General features: G+C 70.2%; 17 protein-coding genes and 2 riboswitches. Of the genes, 6 read left to right on the top strand and 11 right to left on the bottom strand.

From position 1 onward, the window contains the following. Positions 1–24: 24 nt before the first annotated feature. Entirely contained in the window at positions 25–732 is a 708-nt protein-coding gene (locus tag FA702_RS20580; RefSeq protein WP_136957936.1) for a FadR/GntR family transcriptional regulator, read from the top strand. 24 nt (positions 733–756) lie between these two features. On the opposite strand, the gene cobU is transcribed toward FA702_RS20580, so the two are convergent. The 9 genes from cobU to FA702_RS20535 are packed head-to-tail and all read right to left on the bottom strand — an operon-like array spanning position 757 to position 9,329. Next, entirely contained in the window at positions 757–1,290 is a 534-nt protein-coding gene (gene cobU, locus FA702_RS20575; protein ID WP_210417668.1) for a bifunctional adenosylcobinamide kinase/adenosylcobinamide-phosphate guanylyltransferase, read from the bottom strand. Further along, positions 1,287–2,747, bottom strand: coding sequence for a cobyric acid synthase (locus FA702_RS20570; RefSeq protein WP_136957935.1), 1,461 nt, complete (start codon positions 2,745–2,747; stop codon positions 1,287–1,289). Before FA702_RS20570 ends, cobU begins: the two co-directional genes overlap by 4 nt. Further along, a complete protein-coding gene (gene cbiB, locus FA702_RS20565) occupies positions 2,735–3,670 on the bottom strand; it encodes an adenosylcobinamide-phosphate synthase CbiB (protein WP_136957934.1) in 936 nt (311 codons plus the stop codon). Before cbiB ends, FA702_RS20570 begins: the two co-directional genes overlap by 13 nt. Beyond that, a complete protein-coding gene (locus FA702_RS20560) occupies positions 3,663–4,661 on the bottom strand; it encodes an aminotransferase class I/II-fold pyridoxal phosphate-dependent enzyme (protein WP_136957933.1) in 999 nt (332 codons plus the stop codon). The genes cbiB and FA702_RS20560 overlap by 8 nt, the downstream gene beginning before the upstream one ends. Beyond that, positions 4,658–5,371 carry an adenosylcobinamide-GDP ribazoletransferase gene (locus tag FA702_RS20555; protein ID WP_136957932.1) on the bottom strand — a complete coding sequence of 238 codons (714 nt, stop codon included), beginning with the start codon at positions 5,369–5,371 and terminating at the stop codon, positions 4,658–4,660. The genes FA702_RS20560 and FA702_RS20555 overlap by 4 nt, the downstream gene beginning before the upstream one ends. Beyond that, on the bottom strand, positions 5,368–5,946 hold the full coding sequence (locus FA702_RS20550; protein ID WP_136957931.1) for a histidine phosphatase family protein: 579 nt from the start codon (positions 5,944–5,946) through the stop codon (positions 5,368–5,370). Before FA702_RS20550 ends, FA702_RS20555 begins: the two co-directional genes overlap by 4 nt. Continuing rightward, positions 5,943–6,959, bottom strand: coding sequence for a nicotinate-nucleotide--dimethylbenzimidazole phosphoribosyltransferase (gene cobT, locus FA702_RS20545; RefSeq protein ID WP_136957930.1), 1,017 nt, complete (start codon positions 6,957–6,959; stop codon positions 5,943–5,945). Before cobT ends, FA702_RS20550 begins: the two co-directional genes overlap by 4 nt. 10 nt (positions 6,960–6,969) lie before the next feature. Further along, complete coding sequence (locus tag FA702_RS20540) at positions 6,970–7,377, bottom strand: DUF1636 domain-containing protein (RefSeq protein ID WP_136957929.1); 408 nt, start codon at positions 7,375–7,377, stop codon at positions 6,970–6,972. After that, on the bottom strand, positions 7,377–9,329 hold the full coding sequence (locus tag FA702_RS20535; RefSeq protein ID WP_136957928.1) for a TonB-dependent siderophore receptor: 1,953 nt from the start codon (positions 9,327–9,329) through the stop codon (positions 7,377–7,379). The genes FA702_RS20540 and FA702_RS20535 overlap by 1 nt, the downstream gene beginning before the upstream one ends. Positions 9,330–9,536: 207 nt before the next feature. Beyond that, a riboswitch (cobalamin riboswitch) is annotated at positions 9,537–9,728 on the bottom strand. Positions 9,729–9,786: 58 nt separating this feature from the next. Then, positions 9,787–9,988, top strand: a riboswitch (cobalamin riboswitch). Positions 9,989–10,232: 244 nt separating this feature from the next. Here FA702_RS20535 and FA702_RS20530 point away from each other — a divergent pair. The 4 genes from FA702_RS20530 (at position 10,233) to FA702_RS20515 (ending at position 13,292) form a co-directional block, all read left to right on the top strand. Then, on the top strand, positions 10,233–10,805 hold the full coding sequence (locus FA702_RS20530) for a hypothetical protein (protein WP_136957927.1): 573 nt from the start codon (positions 10,233–10,235) through the stop codon (positions 10,803–10,805). After that, the gene (gene cobO, locus FA702_RS20525) at positions 10,802–11,404 is read left to right on the top strand and encodes a cob(I)yrinic acid a,c-diamide adenosyltransferase (RefSeq protein WP_136957926.1); all 603 of its coding nucleotides are present in this window, start codon (positions 10,802–10,804) and stop codon (positions 11,402–11,404) included. Before FA702_RS20530 ends, cobO begins: the two co-directional genes overlap by 4 nt. Next, a complete protein-coding gene (locus FA702_RS20520; protein WP_136957925.1) occupies positions 11,401–12,690 on the top strand; it encodes a cobyrinate a,c-diamide synthase in 1,290 nt (429 codons plus the stop codon). The genes cobO and FA702_RS20520 overlap by 4 nt, the downstream gene beginning before the upstream one ends. A 95-nt stretch (positions 12,691–12,785) precedes the next feature. Continuing rightward, positions 12,786–13,292, top strand: coding sequence for a flavin reductase family protein (locus FA702_RS20515; RefSeq protein ID WP_136957924.1), 507 nt, complete (start codon positions 12,786–12,788; stop codon positions 13,290–13,292). A gap of 6 nt (positions 13,293–13,298) precedes the next feature. Here FA702_RS20515 and FA702_RS20510 read toward each other — a convergent pair whose 3' ends face one another. Together FA702_RS20510 and FA702_RS20505 are read right to left on the bottom strand one after the other, a co-directional pair. Further along, on the bottom strand, positions 13,299–14,102 hold the full coding sequence (locus tag FA702_RS20510) for an SDR family oxidoreductase (RefSeq protein ID WP_136957923.1): 804 nt from the start codon (positions 14,100–14,102) through the stop codon (positions 13,299–13,301). A gap of 12 nt (positions 14,103–14,114) precedes the next feature. Continuing rightward, a complete protein-coding gene (locus FA702_RS20505; protein ID WP_136957922.1) occupies positions 14,115–15,233 on the bottom strand; it encodes an HlyD family secretion protein in 1,119 nt (372 codons plus the stop codon). Between the two features lie 76 nt (positions 15,234–15,309). Between FA702_RS20505 and FA702_RS20500 the strand changes: the two genes are divergently transcribed. Then, complete coding sequence (locus FA702_RS20500) at positions 15,310–16,914, top strand: DHA2 family efflux MFS transporter permease subunit (RefSeq protein WP_370385531.1); 1,605 nt, start codon at positions 15,310–15,312, stop codon at positions 16,912–16,914. Positions 16,915–16,919 lie beyond the last annotated feature (5 nt).

Raw genomic sequence — 16,919 nt, 5'->3', positions numbered from 1 at the left:
CCCAATTCGGGACGGGAGCAGCCCATGACCCCCTACGAAAACGGCGGCAAGGTTACCGCCCGCATTGTCGAAACGCTTGGGCGGGCGATCGTTGCCGGCGAATACGCGGATCGCCCTCTGCCCATTGAAGCGGACATCTCGGAACAGTTCAAAGCCAGCCGCAGCGTTACCCGCGAAGCCATCAAGATGCTGACGGCCAAGGGGTTGATCGCGTCCAGGCCCCGGCTCGGCACCCGCGTCGCGCCGGAGCGCGACTGGAATTTCCTCGATCCCGATGTGCTGCGCTGGCTGCTCAGCCGAGGCCTTTCGCTCGATCTGCTGGCGGAGTTCACCGCCTTCCGTAGCGCCATCGAGCCGCAGGCCGCATCGCTGGCGATCCGCCGCAACGATCCGGAGGCGATCACGCGCATCGGGGAAGCGGCGGAGCGCATGACCACGCGCGGGATAAGCCAGGAGGACGCTCTCCAGGCCGACATCGATTTCCATGTCGCCATCCTGCTCGCCAGCGGCAACCGCTTCATGATCCAGTGCCGGGATCTGGTCGAGACAGCGCTGCGCTTCAGCATCCGGCTGACCAACCGGCAGAAGGGCGTGGCGACCGCGGACAGCGACGCTCACCGGACCATCGCCAACGCGATTGCCGCTGGCGATGCGGAACGGGCCGTCAGCGCCAGCCGCGATCTTCTCAACGAAGCGGCCGCGCTGATCGAGCAGGCGCGCCGGGCAGGGTGAAGGCGGAAGGCCTATGCGCAGGGTTCATACCCCGGATACGACCGCGCCCGTGCCCTTCAGAACCATAGGCAGGCCGGCCGCGACGAACACGACCTCGTCCGCCATCGCCGCGAGCCGCTGGTTGAGCCACCCCGCCTCATCACGGAAGCGGCGCGCCAGCGCATTGTCCGGCACGATCCCCAGCCCCACCTCGTTGGCGACGAGCGCCACCGGCACCGGACAGGTGGCGACGGCTTCGACCAGCGCCATGCCTTCGCGCTGCACGTCGCGATCCGCCAGCAGCAGGTTGGACAGCCAGAGCGTCAGGCAATCGACCAGGATCGCGGCGTGGCTCTCGCCGGCTCGCGCAAGGGCGGCGGCAAGGGCAAGCGGTGCCTCGATGGTGTGCCAGCGCGCATCGCGATCGGCGCGGTGCCGGGCGATCCGGTCCTCCATTTCGGCATCGAGCGCCTGCGCGGTGGCGATATAGGCCAGCCGACCCCCGCACGCTTCCACGCGCTGCTGCGCATAGCGGCTCTTGCCCGAACGCGCGCCGCCCAGCACCAGCAGGCTGGTCATGCAAGGCCCGCCCGCGCGAGCGCCAGCAAGCCGTCGACATCGAGATGCCGCTCCAGCTCGCCCGCCAGTTCGTCGAGCGCGGCGTCGACCGCATGATCGTGGTCCGCGCCGTTCGAGCGCGCGCCGATCCGCGCCAGCACGGCCGCGCGCAGGCCGGGTGCGGCGAACAGGCCGTGGCAATAGGTGCCGAACACATGCCCGTCGGCGCTGATCGCTCCATCGGCGCGCGCGCCGTCCAGACAGGCGAACCCATGCGCCGCGCCCGGCCCCGTGGTTTCGCCCATATGCATCTCGTAGCCCTCGAACGCCGCGCCGAGCGCCACGCCCCGCACGCGCCGCAACGCCTTGTCCGGCGTAAGCACGGTTTCCACGTCCAGAAGGCCAAGCCCGGCGATGGCGCGCGGATCGCCCTCGATCCCCAGCGGATCGGCGATCCGGCGACCAAGCATCTGGTATCCGCCGCAGATCCCCAGCACCGCGCCGCCGCGCCGGTAATGGGCATGGATGTCGATGTCCCAGCCCTGCGCGCGCAGGAAGGCCATGTCGGCGATCGTCGCTTTTGATCCGGGCAGCACGATCATCGCGGCATGGGCGGGGATCGGCGTGCCGGGCGGAACCATCGCTACCTCCACCTCCGGCTCTTGCCGCAAGGGATCGAGATCATCGAAGTTGGCGATGCGCGGCAGGATCGGGCAGGCGACCAGCTTGCGCCCTGGCGTGGCCGGGGCCGCGCGGTCGAGCACCACCGCATCCTCGCTGGGCAACCGGGCGGTGGCCGCAATCCAGGGCACCAGCCCGAAGCCCGGCCAGCCCGTCAACCGGCCGATCGCCTCGTAGCCATCGGCGAACAGCGCGGGATCGCCCCGGAACTTGTTGACGATGAAGCCCCGGATCATTGCCGCGTCGGCCGGATCAAGCACCGCGCGCGTCCCCGCCAGCGACGCGATCACCCCGCCCCGGTCGATATCGCCCACCAGCACCACCGGCACCCCCGCCGCGCGCGCGAAGCCCATGTTGGCGATGTCACCATCGCGCAGGTTGATCTCGGCCGGCGAGCCGGCGCCTTCGACCACCACCAGATCGCAGCGCGCGCGCAGGCGGTGCCAGCTTTCGAGCACTTCGGGCAGCAGGCTGCGCCGCCCTTCGCGGAAATCGGCCGATCCCAGCGTGCCGCGCACCCGGCCATGGACCACGAGTTGCGACATACGATCCGCCTGCGGCTTGAGCAGCACGGGATTCATGTCGGTATGCGGCGCGGCGCGTGCGGCCAGCGCCTGCAACGCCTGCGCCCGCCCGATCTCGCCACCATCGACGGTGACCGCCGCGTTGTTCGACATGTTCTGCGGCTTGAACGGCAGGACGCGCACGCCGCGGTTGGCCAGCGCGCGGCACAGCCCCGCGACCAGCACCGATTTGCCCACGTCGGAACCGGTCCCCTGCAGCATCAGGCCAGCCATGCCATTCCTCCCGCCATCAGCCACAACAGCCCGCAGGCCCGGATATAGACGCGCCGCGCCGCGATCAGCGCGGCCAGACCGGCTTCTCCTCCCGCACCGATCCACGGTTTGTCCAGCACCTGTCCGTCATAGCAGGCGGGGCCGGCCAGCCGGACGCCGAGTACCCCGGCCATCGCCGCCTCGGGCCAGCCCGCGTTGGGAGAGGCATGGCGGGCATGATCGCGCCACACGATGCCCCAGCCGCCCCCGCCCGCCAGGCACAACAGCAGCGCGGAAAGGCGCGCGGGCGCCAGATTCAGCAGATCGTCGCTGCGCGCCGCCGCCCAGCCGAACGCACGCAGCGGTGGCTCGGGATGGCCGATCAGGCTGTCCGCCGTGTTGACCGCCTTGTAGGCCCACACGCCCGGCAGCCCCAGCACGAGCAGCCAGAACAGCGGTGCGACCACGCCATCGCAGAAGCTTTCCGCCAGGCTCTCGATCGCGGCGCGGGCGATTCCGGCGTGATCGAGCGCGGCGGTATCGCGGCCCACGATCCTGCCCACGGCCTTGCGCGCGGCGGGCAGGTCATCGCGCGCCAGCGCCGCGATCACCGGGCGCACATGGTCGTCGAGGCTGCGCTGCGCCAGCGCGGGCCAGGCGGCCAGCGCGAGCACCGGCCAGGCCAGCGGCCCCACGCCCCAGCGGATCGCGCACTCCACCGTCAGCGCCCCGAGCGCCGCAAACGCGATCAGCAGCGCGACCGTGGCCGTGCCCAGAACGCGCCGGGCAAAGTCGCCATACCCGCGCCGGTTCCAGCAGCGCTCGCACCCCGAAACAAGCCGCGCGAACGCGCCGACGGGATGCCCGGTCCGCGCGTGGAGCCGGGCCGGCCAGCCCAGCCCGGCGTCGAGCGCCAGCGCGGCCAGCGCGACAGGCTCAGCCATCGGCCCGCCCCTGCGCCAGCGTCGCATCGAGCCGCGCCAGCCCCGCGTCATCGGCCGGCAGGCCAAGGCGCAAGAGGCCGGGATGGTCCGCGAAAGGCCGGGTCAGGATGCGGTGGCGGGCCAGCGTGACAAACAGCCGGCCTGCCTCCGGCGTCCGCACCAGCCGGAACAGCGGGCAGGCGCCCTCCGGGGCAAGGCCATGGCGGCGCAGCACGCTATCGAGCGCGGCGGCCCGCACGGGCAACGCCTGCCGGGTCTGCGCGATCCAGGCCCGATCACCATAAGCCGCCGTGCCAAACGCCAGCGCGGCGGCATGAACCGGCCAATCGCCCAGCAGATGGCGCAGCGCCGCCAGGACGCCCTCCGGCGCGATCACGAAGCCCAGCCGCATCCCCGCAAGCCCGAAGAACTTCCCGAACGATCGCAGCACGATCAGCCGCCGGTGCGGCGCGACCAGCGCGGCGAGGCTGGCGTCCGGCGCGCCGTCCGCGAAGGCTTCGTCCACGATCAGCCAGCCGCCGTGCGCCTCCTGATGCGCCAGCAGGGCCAGCGCCCGCGCGGGCGACAGCACCGTGCCATCGGGGTTGTTGGGATTGCCGAGGACGATGGCGGTGGCGTGGGATGGCAGGTCTGCGCGCGGCGCCAGGGCCTCACCCCGCGCAAAGGCATCGCGATAGGTGCCATAGGCAAGCGGCGGATAGCGACCCGGCAGGTCCAGCAGCCGGGCCAGCAGGCGCAGCGCCACCTCGCTGCCGGGCAGGGCCATGCAGAGGTCGGGCTGGACGCCGAAATGCCCGGCCGCCCGAGCTTCCAGCAGGGCGAGCGCCTGCGCTTGGGGAAGCCCGCGCCAGTCGATCGCCAGCGCCGGCGGGGGCTGCCACGGCACGGGATTGATCCCGGTCGAAAGGTCGAGCCAGTCCTCCGGCGCGCCGCCGAACCGCGCGCTGGCGTCCGCCAGCCGCCCGCCGTGATGGGTGAAAGCCCCCGTCATCCGGTCACCGCCAGCACGAGCAGCCCGGCCGTTTCGAGCAGCTCGATCCCGGCGCCGTGCCCGTCGCCCGAAAGGCCGCCGATCCGCGCGCGCAGCCACCACGCCCACAGCGGCATCAGACCGAGCATCAGCAGGAGCGCCGGATTGGTCAGGAAAGCGCAGACAGCCAGGCAGGCGAGCCAGATCGCGAGAACCCGTCCGCTCGCGCCTGCCCGGAACAGCGTGCCCATCCCCGCGTGCAGGGGTGGCAGGGCGATCGCCCACGCGATCGGCCCCAGCCGCGCCAAGACCGGCACCAGCAGCAGCGCGGGCGGCACCGACATGCGCAGGACAAGGTGGAGCAACACCAGCTTGGCCAGCACTTGCAGCACGATGGCGACCACGCCGAAGCTGCCGATGTGCGGATCGGTCAGCACGGCGGAGACGCGCGTCCGATCGTGGTGCGCCGCCCCGGCGGCGTCCGCGACGTCGCCCAGCCCGTCGAGGTGCAGCGCGCCGGTGATCGCGATCCACGCCGCCAGCGCCAGCAGCGCGGCCAACCATGCGTCCCGGTGCAGGCCCACCCATGCCGCGACAGCGACCGCACCGCCAACGACCAGTCCGGCGACGGGAAACCAGCGGATCGCCCGGCCGAAGTCCGCCTCGTCCGCCGGGATCATTGGAAGCGGCAAGCGCGTCAGGAATTGCAGGGCGAGCAGCAGCGGCTTCACGCCCCGCCCCCGGCCTGCAGGCCCGTAATCTGCCCCGCCGGTTTCTCTCCCGGCCAGACCCTGAACGAGAGCAAGGCGCCATAAGGCAAGTCGAACGCCCAGACGGCGCGGTGATCCAGCCCGGTCAGGGCCGAGACCGCCGCGCGCATCGCGCCGGCGTGGGTCACGACCAGCGTCGTGCGGCCGACTTCGCGGATCGCCTGCCCTACCCGATAGCACAGCGCCGACCAGCGCTCTCCCCCCGGTGGAGGCCAGGCATCGGGATCGTCCCAGAACCGCGCGAGATCGGTCTGCGCGAGGTCTTCAGGGGCACGGCCATCCCAGTCCCCGAAATCGAGTTCGCGCCAGCGCGGATCGACCGCCAGCGGCAAGCCCCGCGCCAGCGCGAGCGCTTCCGCCGAAGCCCGCGCGCGCCGGAGATCGGACGTAACGATCCTCGCAACGTCGAACGCCATGGCCGGCGCGAGCAGCCTTGCGCAGCCGGGATCGCGCGCCGCATCGTCGGTGCGACCCAGCAACAGGCCCGGCCGCAGCGGCGCACCGTGCCGCAGGAGGTGCAGCGCCACGGCTTTCATAGGGCCTGCGCCACCGCTGCTTCGGCAAAAGTCGCCATGCCGTTGTGGGCGGCAAGGGCAGCGCGCACCAGCGGAACCGCCACCGCCGCGCCCGATCCCTCGCCCAGCCGCATGCCAAGCCGCAGCAACGGCTCCAGCCCGAAGTGCCCGAGCAACCGCGCATGCGCCTGTTCGGCCGAGCAATGCGCGGCAAGGCAATGGTCGGTAAACGCGGGCTGTGTGGCGACCAGCGGGGCAATCGCCGCGCAGCAGATGTACCCGTCGAGCAGCACCGGCACGCGCAGCAACCTGGCGGCAAGGATCGCGCCGGCCATGGCCGCGATCTCGCGCCCGCCAAGCCGGCGCAATGTCTCGAACGGGGTAACGCACTGCGCGCCATGCAGCGCCAGCGCGCTTTCGACCGCCGCGATCTTGCGCGCGACGCCCGGGCCGTCGATGCCGCTCCCGTGCCCGCACCAGTCCGCCGCCGCGCCGCCGAAGGCTTGCGCGCACAGCGCGGCGGCGGGCGTGGTGTTGGCGATCCCCATTTCGCCCACGAACAGGAGATCGGTGTCCGCCGCCACGCCTTGCGCCCCGGCGTTGAGCGCGGCGAGGCACTCCTCCTCGCTCATCGCCGCCGCGCTGGCGATGTCGCCGGTCGGGCGGTCAAGATCGAGCGCGACCACGGACAGCGCCGCGCCGCACGCCCGCGCCAGCGCGTTGATCGCTGCGCCGCCGGCCTGGAAATTCGCGACCATCTGTGCGGTCACCTCCACGGGAAAGGCGCTGACGCCGCGTGCGGCGACGCCGTGGTTGCCGGCAAACACCGTTGCCCGCACCCGGTCGAGCGCCGGCCGTTCGCGCCGCTGCCAGCCCGCCATGAACAGCGCGATCTCCTCCAGCCGCCCCAGCGATCCCGCCGGCTTGGTCAGCACCGCCTGCCGCGCGCGCCCCGCGGCCAGCGCGGCATCGTCGGGCTGCGGCAAGGCGTCGAGCGCGGCCCCGAACACCGCCGGATCGTCAAAGCGGATCATGGCCAGACAATCATGGGCAGACATAGCCTTCGGGCGGGGTGCGGGTGATGAAATGGCCCTTCACGCCTTCCGGCCATTCGGCATAGGGCACCACGCCTTCCGCGCTTGCGGCGTGGCGGGCGGCATAGCCCAGAATCGCGCGGGCCGAAGCCTCGTCGGGCGTGAACCCGCCCAGCACATAGCCGATCCGGCCCGGCGCGCGGATATGGACCGTGCAATGGCGCTGGCAGGCGAACAGGCAGGCCATTTCCTGCACCGCCACGCCGGCAAGGTCCGGTTCCTGCGCCTGCACCTGCCGCAAGGCCTCGGCGAGCAGCGCGCCACCGCGCCGCCCGCCTTCGTCCTCGCGCCGGTCGGCGGACAGGCGGCAGGTGGAGCAGACCACCACTGCCGGCCCGTTTGCAACCGCGCGCAGCATCAGAACCGGCTCCGCAGGCCGATATAGACCGTCCGGCCCAGGCTGCCGTAACCGCTGGCCGTCTCGTAATGCCGGTCGGCCAGGTTCTCTATGCGACCATGGACCGTCAGCCCGCCGGCCACGAGCCACTGCACCCGCAGGTCGACCAGCCAGTAATCGGGCAAGGTCGTGCGGCTGCCCGCGCGGTCGAACGTCGCGCCGGCATAGCGCGCGGCCACGCTGGCCTTCACCCCCTGCGGAAGATCGATCCCACCCTCGACGTTGGCGAGATGGCGCGGCACGCGGGCAAGCTGGCGGCCGAAGTCGGCGCCGCCGGGCGACCGGTCCTGCGCCGCAATCCAGCTGTAGTTGCCCTGCGCGAACAGCACGCCGATCCGGGCATCACCGCTCAGCTCAATGCCCCGCGCGTGCGCCTTGCGGACGTTGGCGTAGTAGCCGAAGCGCGTTGTGGTCGTGCCGGGCACATAGCAGGATGCAGGCAGCGGGCCGCTGGTGGGGCAATAGGCGAAGTCGATCAGGTTGTCGGTGTCGCGCTCGAACCATGTCGCGGAGCCGCGCAGCACGCTGCCCAGCGCCTGCTCGAAGCTGACCGACCAGCCCTTCGCCTTTTCGGGCTTGAGATCCGCGTTACCGTAGAGGCTGAACAGCTGGTAGAGCGACGGGGCCTTGAACCCTTCGTCATAGCTGGCGCGCAGCACCGTCTTGCCCGCGTTGGGCGTATAGACGCCGCCGGCGCTGAACACCGTGTTCCCTCCGAACCGCGACTGGTGATCGTAGCGCACGCCGCCGTTGAGCGTCAGCCCGGCGAGAGGCGTCGCGCGCAACTCGCCATAGAGGCTGTCGGTCGAAGCGCGCTGCGGCACCAGCGCATAGGGCGCGGTGTTGTTGCCGGGCGAGGCCGTGGTCATGCGCTGTTCCTCGCGTTCGGCGCCGAACACGGCCTGCACCGCGTCGGAAAAGCGGAACGACCCCTGGTATTCGAAGCGGCGGACGCGGCCGTGCGCGTCGAAGTTCAGCGGGCGGATCGCGCGGGCGGGATCGTAGTTCTCGCGGTCGGTCTCGGTCTGCATCGCCGCCAGCCGGTTGGTGAAGCGGCCGTCGAGCAGCGCGAGATTGAGCCCGGCATAGCCCGACCATTCCTTTGTCAGGCCATAGACGAGCGAGTCGCCCGAGGTGCCGTCGAAATCGTTGCGCGCGTCGGCCCAGTAGCCGCGCAGGTCAAACGACAGGTTGGGCGTCAGCTTGAACGTGGCCGTGCCACTGGCCGAGGTGCGGCGGTATCCGTCCGGCTCGGTGCCATTGCTGCGGGCCGAAATGCCGTCGGTGGAGAAGGTCGAGGCGGACAGCCGCCAGTCGACCAGCGTGCCCGTGCCGCCGACGCCGGCTTGCGCGTTCACCGTCTTGTGCGTGCCCGCCTCCACCGCCAGGCTGCCTTCCAGCGGTTTTTCCGCGCGGCGCGTGGTCACGTTGACGACGCCGCCGATCGCGTCGCTGCCCCACAGGATCGATTGCGGGCCGCGCAGGATCTCGATGCGTTCGATGTCATCGACGAACAGGTTGGAAAAGGCATAACCGCCGGACGTGGCGGACGGATCGGACAGCCGCACACCGTCGATCACCATGACCGACTGGCCGGCGTCCGCGCCGCGGATGCGCAGCGAGGTGGCGGTGCCATAGCCGCCGTTGCGCGAAAGGCTGATGCCGGGCGTGCGGACCAGGACATCGGTCACGGCCAGCGGCTGCACCTGCCGGATGGCCGCCTCGTCCAGCACGGTGACGGTGGACGAGACGCGATCCTGCGCGACCGGCGTGCGCAGCGCGGTCACGACGATGGAGGTGTCAGGCGCCGCGTCGGGCGCCGGATCGTCGGGGTAAGGGGCGGCATGGGCGGCCACGGGAAGGCCCAGCGAGAGCGAGAGGACGGAAACAACGGAACAACGGGTCAGGCGCATGGTGCGGTTCCCTGGATACGAACGGCGATGACCTGCCGTTCGGACCGCATGGAAAACGCCCGCCGCGCGACGCCCCGGCGAGATCGCCGGAGGGCACGAGACGACGCTTCCCGCACGGTCTTCCCGGCAGGCAGTGGCTGTCGTTGCGCGAGGGATCGTCCCGCCTTTGACGCGGGAACCTCGAACGTCCGGTGCACCCTGCCCGAACGAAGAACGACCGCGTCAGGCAGGTCTCCTGGCTCGCGGGTCAATGCTGGTCCGGCCGCCTTCTCAGGACGGTGAAGTCCCAATGGCGTGATGGCCGGTCGGCTCGCCGCTTACAGTTGCAGGGGCAGCCGGGGTTTCGCACCCCGTTCCCTTTTGATCCCCTTTCGGGGAACCTGTCGCAGAGCGGCGGATAGCTTCGCGCCGGCCATGCCGCAAGCGCGAATGCTTGCGGCGGCGCATCGCTTCGCTTATCACCGGCAGCGTAACGGGTGCCCGAAAGGGCTTAATCGGGAAGTCCGGCCGGCGGAAATCCGCCGAATCCGGCACTGCTCCCGCAACTGTGACCGGTGAGCGCATCGCCATCACGCCATTGGGGTTCCGGCCCTGAGAAGGCGGCGACAGGCGCGATGATCCGGGAAGTCAGGAAACCGGCCCGCTACCGTCGTTCCTTCGCGCGGGCGGGATGCACCGGGCGGACGAGGGCTTCTCCCTTGGCGGACGACATATGTGCGTTTGTTGCCGAAGGGGGCCTGTGATGAACTGCGTCTGACATCCACGACACCCGCAGCAGGCGTGCGCCCCGGCCCCGAGCTTTCGGTTCCGCGCCCGCCCGCGCACCGCAAAGGCCCCCGCGCCGCAGCCGATGGTCGCGTGCGCGGCCACAACGCGAAATCCAACCCGTTCAGGAGACCCCTCATGGTCCGCAATACCCGATTCGAACTGTCCGTCTTCGGGCTTCTCGCACTCGTCATGCTCGTCACGCGCAGCCATTCGCTTAGCCAGGTCATCCACCTGCCCGATACCAGCCTCGCCAGCTTCTTCGTGCTGGGCTTCTTCGTCCGCCGCGCGGCGGCGTTCGGCGCGCTGTTCCTGCTTGGCTATGCCATCGACGTGGTAGTGATCGGCTGGTTCGGCCAGTCGAGCTTCTGCTTCACGCCCGCCTACTGGATGCTGGTGCCCGCCTATGGCGTGATGTGGCTGGCCGGACGGTACGCGCAAACCCGGCTGGGTGCGAGCCTTGCCGCCCTGCCGATCATGGCCGTGCTGCTGATCTGCGCCACCTTCGCGTCCGAACTGCTTTCCAGCGGCGGCTTCTACTTCCTCGGCGGCCGCTTCGCCGATCCCACGCTCGCCGGCTTCCTGCCGCGCATCGGGCGCTATTTCCCGCCGACGCTGTGGGCCACGCTGGGCTGGAGCGGCCTGGCCGCCGCCGCGTTCTCGCTGCTGTCCCTGATCCGGCCCGAACTGCGTGAAAGCGAGCGCCGGTGAGCGGAACCGACGACAGCGCGCACCGCGAGCGCACTCGCCGGCACAAGGCGGTGGTCGACGCCAAAATCGCCGCCGCCACGCGCGACAAGGGCCTGCTGCTGGTGCTGACCGGCAACGGCAAGGGCAAGTCCTCCAGCGCCTTCGGCATGGTCGCGCGCACGCTGGGATACGGTCGCAAGGCGGCCGTGTTCCAGTTCATCAAGGGGGCCGAGAACGTGGGCGAGCGCGCCTTCTTCTCGCGCCATCCCGACGTGATCTGGGAAAAGTGCGGCGAAGGCTTCACCTGGGAAACGCAGGACCGCCAGCGCGACATCGCCGCCGCGCGCGCCGGCTGGGAAAAGGCCAGGGCGGCGCTCGCCGATCCCGCGATCAGCCTGGTCGTGCTGGACGAGCTGACCTACCTCGTCACGTATCGCTACCTCGCGCTCGACGAGATCATGCCCGCGCTGGAAGCACGGCCTGCGATGCAGCACGTCGTCATCACCGGCCGCGCCGCCGACGAGGCGCTGATCGCCGCCGCCGACACCGTCAGCGCGATCCGCGACGTGAAGCACGCCTTCCGCGACGGCGTGCGCGCGCAGGAAGGGATCGACCGGTGAAGACGGCGCGTTGCCCGGCCCTGCTGGTCAGCGCGCCGGCATCCGGACAGGGCAAGACACTGGTGACGGCGGCGCTGGCCCGCCGCCACCGCCAGGCCGGGCGCAGGGTTCGCGTGTTCAAGTGCGGCCCGGACTTCCTCGATCCGATGATCCTCGAACGGGCAAGCGGCGCGCCGGTCTATCAGCTCGACCTGTTCATGGTGGGCGAAGCCGGATGCCGCCGCCTGCTGGCCGATGCCGCGCGCGAGGCCGATCTCATCCTCGTCGAAGGCGTGATGGGCCTGTTCGACGGCGATCCGTCCGCCGCCGATCTGGCCGCCCGCTTCGGCCTGCCCGTGCTGGCGGTGGTGGACGGCAGCGCCATGGCGCAGAGCTTCGGCGCGCTGGTCCATGGGCTGGCCACCTACCGCGATGACGTGCGCGTGATCGCGGGGCTGGCCAACCGCGTTGCGGGAGAACGTCATGCGGCCATGCTCGGCCACAGCCTGCGCGGCGGCGTGCAATGGCTGGGCGCCCTGCCCCGCGATGCCGGGATCGCCTTTCCCGAGCGCCATCTCGGCCTTGTGCAGGCGGACGAGATCGCCGATCTCGACGGGCGCATCGACCGGGCGGCGGCCGCGCTGCCCGACGAAGCCTGCTGGCTGCCGGCGCTGGTGGATTTTGCCAGACAGGACGCTCCATCCCCCGCGCAACGCGATCTCGCCGGGCTGCGGATCGCCGTCGCGCGGGATGCGGCGTTCGGCTTCCTCTATCCCGCCAACCTCGATTGCTTGCGCGCGATGGGCGCGACGCTGGCGTTCTTCTCGCCCCTCGCCGATACGGCGCTGCCCCCATGCGACGCGCTGTGGCTGCCCGGTGGATACCAGGAACTTCACCTCGACCGGCTGGCCGGCAACCACACTATGCGCGATGCGATCCGCGCGCACCATGCGGCGGGAAAGGCGGTGCTCGCCGAATGCGGCGGCATGCTCTATTGCCTGGAGGCACTGGACGACGGCAAAGGCGCGCACGCCCCGATGCTGGGCCTGATGCCGGGCCGGGCGACAATGCAGGCGAGCCTTGCCGCGCTGGGATTGCAGGACATGGCGCTGCCCGCCGGGAGCCTGCGCGGCCACACGTTCCACTATTCCCGGCTGGAAACCCCGTTATCGCCTGTTACCCGCGCCACGAACCCAAACGGACGAACCGGAGAGGCCCTGTTCCGGCAGGGATCGCTGCACGCCAGCTACATGCATTTCTATTTCCCCTCCTCGCCCGCCGCTGTCGCCAGCCTGTTCGGCGCATGAAGACGGACGATTCCTGCGCAGATCGCATATAACCCGCGTGGCGCAATGCGATAAATCCGGCGCAGTTTCGCATCCCGGGAGCAGGCAGGCAATCGATGGCAACCAACGTGACCACGACCATAGACGGCCGGCTCAAGCGCGTGCTGCGGCACATGCCCGCGCCGGTGGGCATCGTCACCAGCTTCGATCCCGCAACGAACACGCCGGTCGGCCTCGCCATGTCCGCGATCATGCCGGTGTGCCTCGATCCCTGCGCGATGGCGATCTGCGTCAACCGGTCGGGATCGAGCCACGACGCGATGATCCGCGCGGAGCGCTTCTGCATCAACCTGCTGCATGACGCGCACGACGCGCACATGGCGCCGTTCGCCGGTGCGGCCGCGCGCGAGGAACGCTTCGCGCAGGACGACTGGCGTCAGCATGGCCCGGTCTGGTTCATCGAAGGGGCGCCCGCGAACATCTTCTGCGCCATTCGCGAGCGCGTGCCCTATGGAACGCATGACCTGCTGGTGGGCGAGGTCTATGACCTGTTCGACAACGGCGGCGAGGATATCCTTGGCTGGGCGAACGGTGCGCTCGGCCGGATCAATCCTCTGCGCTGACCAAACTCAGGCCAGAACCGCGCGATAGCGGGCGGCGACCTCGCTGCGGGAAAGCTGGGGGCCAAGCGCCACGCGCGCCGACTGCATCGCTTCCCACCCGGCCAGATCGGCCAGCGGCGGAATCGTCACGCTCTCGCCGCGATCGAGCCCGACCAGCGCGGCATCGACCAGATCGTTCACGTCCATCACCATTTCTGCCGGGAAGGCATCGATGTCCTTGCCCGACCGTTCCCATATCTCCGTGCGCGTCGCGCCCGGAAGCACCGCCTGCACGTGCACGCCGCTGCCCGCCAGCTCGGTGGACAGCCCCTGCGAGAGGTTCAGGATGAACGCCTTGCTGCCGCTGTAGGTGCCATCGAACATTTCCGGCGCCAACGCGAGCACCGACGCGAGGTTGACGATCGCCCCGGCGCCCTCGTGCGTCAGGCGCAGCGCCGCGGCGCGGGCCAGCAGCGCCGGCGCGGTGATGTTGAGCGCGATCAGGCGCACCACTTCGTCGGCCGGACTGGTAACCAGCGTGCCGGTGAGCGACATGCCCGCGTTGTTGACGAGCAGACCAAGGTTGGGGATCGTGGCGATCCGGTCGGCCACGCGCGCGACGGCGGCAGGATCGGTGAGATCGGCCGGCAGCACCTCGATGGCTCGGCCGGTCTCCGCGCGCAGACGCTCGGCCAGCGCGTTCAGGCGGGCAACGTCGCGCGCGACGAGGACCAGATCGTGCCCGCGCCGGGCCAGCCGATCGGCATAGACGGCGCCGATACCCGTGGAAGCGCCGGTGATCACGGCGGTCGAATGGTGAGGGATAGTCATTTCGGGGATCCTTCAGTTGGAAAGTTGGACGTTGGCGGTAACGGAAAGGCCGGGACGCAGCGTGGCCAGCGCGGGCTGGCCGGGATCGAGCCGTATCCGCACCGGCACGCGCTGCACGATCTTGGTGAAATTGCCGGTCCCCGGCTCGAACGGCAGCAGGGCGAACGTCGAGGCCGATCCTGGCGCCAGGCTTTCCACCGTGCCCTTGAGCTTCGCGCTACCCAGCGCATCGACGCGGATGGTGGCGCGCTGGCCGGGGTGCATCCGGCGCGTCTGCGTTTCCTTGAAATTGGCGGTCACATAGAGCGCCTGCATCGGCACCAGCGTCAGCGCGCGCGTGCCGGGCTGCACGTAATCGCCCACACGCAGCTGCCGGTTGGCCACCACGCCATCGATCGGCGCGCGCACCTCGGTATGGCGCAAATCCTGTCCGGCAAGATCCAGCGCGGCGCGGGCGCGGGCCTCGCCCGCCTGTGCCTGCGCCAGCGCGGCCAGCAAATCGCCGCGCCGCGCGCCGACGACCGCCACCTGCCGGCGCGCCACGGTCAGATCGGCCTCGGAACGGGCAAGCGCCTGCCGTGCCGCGACTGCGCCCGTGCGGATGCTTTCCGCATCGCGCGCGGCCACCGCGCCGGTCGCCAGAAGCGCGTCATAGCGGCGCTGATCAGCCGAGGCGTGCCCGGCATTGGCCTCCGCCGCGCGGATCGTCGTCGCCGCCGCGCCGGCCTGTGCGCGGGCCAGCGCCTCTTCCGTACCCTGCCTGACCAGGGCGGCACGCGCCGCCGCCACCGCCGCCCGCGCGTCGGCGAGATCGGCTTCAGCCGTCGCCCGGCGCGCGCCGTATTCCTCGGGATCGATGCGCAGCAGCGGCATGCCCGCGCGGACCGACTGGTTTTCCTCGACCAGCACCGCGCTGACGAAACCCTTGATACGGGGCGCCACGCTGGTCGCATCGGCACCGACATAGGCATCGTCGGTGGACTGGCTGGCCGGCTCGGACAGGATCCAGGCCGCGCCCAACCCCGCCGCGACAAGCGCCGCCCCTGCCGCGATCACCGCGCGCGGCGCCCTGCGCCGGGGTGCCGGCACCACCGCGTCATCAACCTGGGATTCCGATGTGCGCTGAAGCATGGAAATGCACTCTTGTTGATATGATGAAAATAATATATATGTTGCCCATCATTCGTCCAGAGGGAAAATTGCCGCCATGCCCAGATGGTCTTTCGCGCGCTTCGGCACGGACTGGTCGGACGATCCGACGGCCATGCCCACGGCCCGCAAGTTCCTGATCTTCGGATTGATGGCATTCGGGCAGTTTCTCGCCCTGTTCGACATCCAGATCGTCTCCGCCTCGCAGCGCGAGGTGGCGGCCGGGCTCGCCGCCGGAGCGGATGAAATCAGCTGGGTGCAGACCGCCTACCTGATGGCCGAACTGGTGATGATTCCCCTGTCCGGCTTCCTCGCGCGCGCCCTGTCGACGCGCTGGCTGTTCGTGGCTTCGTGCACCATGTTCACGATTTCCAGCCTGCTGTGCGGCCTGTCGTGGTCGATCGGATCGATTATCGCCTTCCGCGCCTTGCAGGGCTTCACCGGCGGCGCGATGGTGCCGCTGGTGTTCGCGGTCGGGTTCACGCTGTTCTCGGGCAAGCAGCGCGCGCTGATCCCGGCCATCCTCGGCACCGTCAGCGTCCTGGCGCCGGCGCTCGGCCCTTCGGCGGGCGGATTGATCACCGACGCGCTGGACTGGCGCTGGCTGTTCTTCGTCAATGTTCTTCCGGGCCTGGCCATCGCGACGGCCTGCGCCATGCTGCTGCGGATCGACAAGGCCGACACCAGCCTGTTGCGCAGGATCGACTGGGCGCACTTCGTGGCCATGGCGGTGTTTCTCGCCGGCCTTGAATACGTGCTGGAGGAAGGCCCCCGTCACGACTGGCTGGGCGATGAAACCATCGCTATCGCCGCCTGGCTTTCACTGGTGGGGCTGGTGCTGTTCGTGGAGCGCGCGCTGTTCTCGCCGATGCCGGTTGTTTCGCTGCGCCCGTTCCGCCGGCCGATCTTCGCCTTCGCCTGCCTGTTCAACCTGGTGATCGGCTTTGGAATGTATGCCTCGATCTCGCTGGTGCCGGTCTATCTGGCTCAAGTGCGCGGGTACGATGCCCTGCAGATCGGCAAGACGATCTTCGTGGTCGGCGTGGCGCAACTGGGGTCGACGGTCGTCGCCGCGTCGCTGTCGCAGCGCATCGACATGCGCTGGATGATCAGCGTCGGCCTTTCCCTGTTCGCGCTGAGCCTGTGGCTGACGTCGGGCATGACCAGCCAGTGGGGCTTTTCGGAACTGCTGGTGCCGCAGATGCTGCGCGGCTTCGCCCTGATGCTGTGCATTGTTCCTTCGGTAAACATGGCTCTTTCGGGCGTGCCGCCGCAGGATCTCGGCGCAGCCTCCGGCCTGTTCAACCTGATGCGCAACCTTGGCGGCGCGATCGGCATCGCGGTGGTCAACAGCTGGCTGCAGGACGATACGCGCATCGCCGCCGCGCGCCTTTCCGAAGCGCTGGGTCGTCACGCGCGGCCCGCCAGCGATGTCATGGCCAGCCTGGGGCAGCGGATTGCCACGATGACGCCCGACGGCGCGCGCGCGCAGGACATGGCGCAGGCCGTGATGGCGCGCGTGATCGGGCGCGAGGCGCTGGCGCTGGGGTTCGACGACGTGTTCCGGGTGATGGCCTGGATGTTCATCGCGGCACTGGTGCTGGTGCCGTTCTGCCGGCAGGAGCCGGGCGCGACGCCCCCTCCCGCCGATGCCGCGCATTAAGGAGA

Source organism: Novosphingobium sp. EMRT-2 (assembly GCF_005145025.1).
In the GTDB taxonomy this organism is placed as follows: Bacteria; Pseudomonadota; Alphaproteobacteria; order Sphingomonadales; family Sphingomonadaceae; genus Novosphingobium.
This window is presented reverse-complemented; position numbering and strand designations above follow the sequence as displayed.